The sequence below is a fragment of the Desulfurivibrio modestus genome, from assembly GCF_044068625.1.
Lineage (GTDB): Bacteria > Desulfobacterota > Desulfobulbia > Desulfobulbales > Desulfurivibrionaceae > Desulfurivibrio.
This window is the reverse complement of sequence record NZ_JBIPKH010000060.1, coordinates 1-1,547: the sequence shown is the minus strand read 5'-3', so window position 1 is coordinate 1,547 and position 1,547 is coordinate 1. Positions and strand designations below refer to the sequence as shown.

At 64.7% G+C, this 1,547-nt stretch carries 1 protein-coding gene; it reads left to right on the top strand.

From position 1 onward, the window contains the following. Positions 1-41: 41 nt before the first annotated feature. Entirely contained in the window at positions 42-1,541 is a 1,500-nt protein-coding gene (locus ACHHRT_RS13770) for a methyl-accepting chemotaxis protein (protein WP_395500343.1), read from the top strand. The last annotated feature ends 6 nt before the right edge of the window (positions 1,542-1,547 follow it).

Below are 1,547 nucleotides of genomic sequence, written 5' to 3'. Positions count from 1 at the left end.
ATGTCATAAAATCTGTCAATTCTAACAAACGAGGCAGGCAAATGACCAAAACACGCAAATTGACGATTGGGCAACGGCTGGGGGGCGGCTTCGGGGTCATCATTTTAGTCCTGATCCTGATCGGGATCAGCAATCACCTCTCGGTGCGGGAGATGATCGGCCAGAGCCGGGAGATAATCGGCGATATGGCCATGGACACCGAGCTGACCCAGCGGGAGGTGGACCACCTGGTCTGGGTTTCCCGGGTCCGTGACTTTCTCGCCGCCGAGGGGGCCGAACCCCTGGCGGTGGAGACCGATCACCGCCAGTGCGGTTTCGGGCGCTGGTACTACGGCGAGGGCCGGCGGCAACTGGAGCGGCTGGCCCCCAGCCTGACCCCTTTACTGGCCCGCATCGAACAGCCCCACCGCGACCTGCACGCCTCGGCGGTGACGCTCCGCGAAACCGGAACCCAGCAGCGGGCGGCCATCTACACAAGCCACACCGTGCCGGCTCTGGGGGAAACCCAACGGCTGCTGGGGGAGATCAGGACGGGCTTGCGGGAAGTGGTGGGTGAACGGCAGGAAGCGATGAACAGCGCCATCCATAACCGCTCCCTGAGCATCAACCTGGCGGTGATCCTGGCGGTGCTGGTGGCCGCCGCCATCGCCACCTTCTCCGCCCGGGGGATCATCAGAATGATCAAAGAAGTCTCCGGGCAGATGAACGGTTGCTCCAACCAGGTGGCCGCCGCCGCCGATCAGGTGGCCACCGGCGGCCAGGAGCTGGCCGAGGGGGCCTCCCAGCAGGCCGCTTCCCTGGAGGAGGTGTCCGCCTCCCTGGAGGAGATTTCCGCCTCCACCCGCCAGAATGCCGACAATGCCGGCCAGGCCGACAGCCTGATGCGGGAAGCGATGGAGGTGGTGAGCCGGGCCTCCCGCTCCATGGCCGAGTTGACCAAGGCGATGCAGACCATCACCAAGTCCAGCGAGGAGACCGGTAAGATTATCAAAACCATCGATGAAATCGCCTTTCAGACCAATCTCCTGGCCCTGAACGCGGCGGTGGAGGCGGCCCGGGCCGGTGAAGCCGGGGCCGGTTTCGCGGTGGTGGCCGACGAGGTCAGAAACCTGGCGATGCGGGCCGCCGAGGCCGCCCGGGACACCGCCGCCATGATCGATGAGACCGTGGGCAGCATCCGCCAGGGTTCACAACTGGTGGCGGCAACCGGAACAACTTTTGACGAGGTCAGCGCCAGTACCACCAAAGCCACCACCCTGATCGGCGAAATCGCCGCCGCCTCCGGCGAGCAGGCCAAGGGCGTTTCCCAGCTCAGCCAGGCCATGGGCGAAATGGACAGCGTGGTGCAGCGGACCGCCGCCAATGCTGAAGAGGCAGCGGCCTCGGGGGAGGAGCTTCATGCCATGGCCACCGAGATGCAGCAAGCGGTGGCCGATCTGCTGGCCATGGTGGACGGAGAGCAGTCCCAGCCAACAGCCGAAACCCCAAAGCACGCTTGGCAACAAAAGAGCATTGGCGCCATCGAGGCCCAGGAGGTATAATGTTTG

Excerpts from the sequence above, each read along its gene's own strand:
- ACHHRT_RS13770 (WP_395500343.1), top strand. The coding sequence starts at position 42 with ATGACCAAAACACGCAAATTGACGATTGGGCAACGGCTGGGGGGCGGC.